The organism is Protofrankia sp. Cas3 (genome assembly GCF_963555955.1).
GTDB lineage: Bacteria > Actinomycetota > Actinomycetes > Frankiales > Frankiaceae > Protofrankia.
Map to the genome: position 1 here is coordinate 1 of NZ_CAUVXP010000297.1, position 3,234 is coordinate 3,234.

2 protein-coding genes are annotated in these 3,234 nt (G+C 66.5%); one reads left to right on the forward strand and one right to left on the reverse strand.

The window, feature by feature from the left end; genetic code table 11:
• Nucleotides 1-688: TetR-like C-terminal domain-containing protein (locus U9983_RS27370; RefSeq protein ID WP_322756776.1), on the forward strand; the 688-nt coding region annotated here is incomplete at its 5' end.
• Nucleotides 689-2,292: 1,604 nt separating this feature from the next.
• Here the strand turns inward: U9983_RS27370 and U9983_RS27375 are convergent.
• Entirely contained in the window at nt 2,293-2,733 is a 441-nt protein-coding gene (locus tag U9983_RS27375; protein ID WP_322750761.1) for a nitroreductase family deazaflavin-dependent oxidoreductase, read from the reverse strand.
• Nucleotides 2,734-3,234 lie beyond the last annotated feature (501 nt).

Genomic DNA, 3,234 nt, shown 5'->3' on the forward strand with positions numbered 1-3,234 from the left:
GAGGCTAGCCGACCGCGATAGGGAACTCAAGTATCTTGTGAGCATGTCATCCGACAGGTGGGCGCCCGCGACGAGTTCCGGTGACGGCCGGTCGGCACCGCGGTCCCGACGGCGGGGGGACGCCCTGGACCAGGCCATCCTGGACGCCGCCTGGGACGAACTCGCCGCGGTCGGCTCCACCGCGCTCACCGTCGCCGCGGTTGCCGCGCGGGCGGGAACCAGCAAAGCGGTGCTCTACCGCCGATGGCCTACCCGCACCGACCTGCTCGCCGCCGCCGTCAGCAGACGAGTCGTCGACCTGGCCCGCCCACCCGTCGACACCGGCACTCTGCGCACTGACGTCATCGCCGTCCTGACCACGATGAACCAGCGGGCCCACGCCGCCCAGACCGTCCCCGACATCGACGACGAACTCGCCACCCACCTGCGACGGCAAGCTCACGCGGCCGGCGCCGACCAGATGAACCTCGTCCTCGAACGGGCCCGCAGACGCGGCGAAATCGACCCCGACAACATTCCGGCCCGCCTCGCACGCCTTCCCGTCGATCTGCTTCACACCGAGCTGTCGCTCCAGCCATCGCCTGCTCCTTACGACCTGATCGTCGAGATCGTCGACGAACTCTTCCTTCCGCTGGCGTTCCTGCGAGCCTCGCCGCGCCCAGCTCACGACAACACGCCCTGCTCTTAAACGCTGCAGCTGAAGTGGCCAGATACACCCCAGTGGCCATCCACTGGCCAACTAGCCCAGCCAGTGGCCAAGCTCGCGCGATCCCTACAGTTGGCCGGACGCCGCGAGGCACGGCTGAGAGGTCATCGCGCACCTTCCCCTTTTAGGAGAGGATCAGGCACTGAACGACTAGGCTTCCCCGAACCCTTGGGAGCGCGGCTATGGGTTCTCGCCGCCGTCAGCGTCTCCACAGCGCTATCCGCATTGTTGCCACCGCAACCGTCCTACTGGGTGGCGCCGCCCCCATGGACACCGGCGCCATTCTCGGCAAACGCTGGAGCAGGCGGGGTTGGCCAGTTGGTTGATCTCCTCGCAGGCATCGTGGTTGGACTGCTCGTCGCGGTCGTCCTCGCCGCCAATTTCGACGCGGCCCTTCCCCGGTTCTCGCGTCGGTACGACCGCACACATCAGCCTGCTCACCGTATCCCTGACTCAGAGGATCCCAGACCGGACCACTCCCCGACCCCCGGCACCGAGAGTGACCCTGTGAGGCAGGTGGGATGACCAACCCGACCGCACTCATCTGCCGCGTGTGGTGCGTTCGTCGGTTCGTACCAGGTGGGTCCGTCGGCTACCTCGTCGCCGTTGGTGAGAAGGCGCGGTTAACGCTTCCGTCCGTAGAGGAAGTACGCCGCCGGTGCCAGCCCGAAGGAGTTGATCAGGGTGACCGTCGGGATCCACGCCCACTTGGATCCTCGGATCTGGCCGGCTGGCCGGCTGGCCGGCGCCAGATGTCGACGAGCGCGGCCGTCTTGAGCGCGCCCTCCGCGGCGGCCGCCAACACGATCGATCGCTGGGTGCGCTTACTCAGGTCGCTCCACCTGCGCTTAGGTGGCCTTTTTACCTGGTCAGACCACATCCCTGCCACACGCACCCCAAGCCCGAGGTTAAAAATCAAGCTAAGCCATGTGATCCTCCGCTTGCCAGACCTCGGCGCACGTCCGCGCTGAGGGGAATGATGCCCGCCGAGACACCAACCGCGCAGGCCGCGTCACTTGCCTGATCCCTTGCAGGCACTGTTGCATTGGGCCATCGGTGGCGATCTTCGCCGCAGATCTTCCTGTCGATCACCCGGGTGGACCCCCCCGGGGGCGGTAGCAGTGAGGTCGATCGCGCCCCGAACCACCGCCTCGCAGGAAGAATTGCAGCCAAGATTGCTCGTCTCGTGTCAATGCAACAGTGCACTCTGGCCTCCCGGCAGCTCTCGGTGAGGCCTCTGGGACGGAAGATTTGCGGCGAAGATCGCCTGGCTTGGCTCAAATGCAACAGTGCCGCAGGCAGCCTGACCGGACGCAATTTCGGGCACCCACAGGCCAGCACGGCCGTTCGGTGTGATCGGTCGGCGACGGGGCCGGCCGCGCTGGCCGTTTGACGGTGGTCGGATGGACGGCGGTATTTGCGCTCAGGTCCTCGACTGCCGTGAGAGCGCGTTAGCGCTTGGTGAGCCGTTCGAGGGAGATGACGGGCCGTGTATGCAGGAGTGTCCCGGACGGAACCGTCGCCTTACGCGAGGCGTGTGCCCAACCGGCGGCCACGGCGGCAGTCCGCCACCGCGGCGGGACGTCTCAGGGCGACACGGGCTCGAGGACGAAGACCGGGATTACGCGATCGGTCTTCTTCTGATACTCGGCATAGTCCGCGTAGGCGGCGACCGCACGCTGCCACCACGCGGCTTTCTCCTCGCCGGCGACCTCTCGGGCGATCATGTCCTGCTGGGTGGGGCCGTCCCGGAGCTCGACGTGCGGATCGGCGATCACGTTGTAGTACCAGACCGGGTTCTTCGGCGCTCCGCCCAGCGACGCCACGATGGCATACCTACCCTCGTGCTCCACCCGCATCAGGGGCGTCTTGCGGATCTTCCTGGACCTCGCGCCCCTGGTCGTGAGGATGACCACCGGCATCCCGAACAGTGTGATGCCGTCTGTCCCGCCGGACCGCTCGTACAGCTCCACCTGGTCACGCACCCACTTCTGGGTGCTCGGCTCGTACTCACCATCGAGAGGCATGTAGCCAGTCAACACGACCTGTCCGAACACGCCCATTCGAGGTGTTCGTGAAGGGAATCGAGCTCCCGTTCGGACCGGGCGCCGTGCCCGTTTCCCTGTCTCCCACCCGTCATCCTCAGCCACGCAGCCGCGCTCCCCTCCGAGCGTCGCCGGCCTGGAGGCCCACGGTCGCGAAGCGTCACTGCAATGGTCACGCGGTTCGGAAGCTGGACTCGTCCGCTCTTGCCGCCGGGAGTGCGTCGGCACTCAGTGGAGTCCACGCACGTGGTGTACGGGTTGTGATCGTCTAACGACTCGCCGGAGCGGCGGTCCGTGACGTAGAGCGACCACCACGTGATCCTCACGAGAAACCTGCGAGAGCAACTCGATGAGGAGATACGCGATGGCCGTGCGTCCGACTGTGACCGATACCGAGGGACTCGGCAAGGAGCTGATGGCGGCGAGTCCGGACCTGTTGGGCTCGATGGTGAAGGCGTTCGCGGAGGCGTTGATGGGCGCCGA

Bases quoted from the DNA above. Each gene is read 5' to 3' on its own strand.
- U9983_RS27375 (WP_322750761.1), bottom strand. From the start codon at position 2,733: ATGCCTCTCGATGGTGAGTACGAGCCGAGCACCCAGAAGTGGGTGCGT.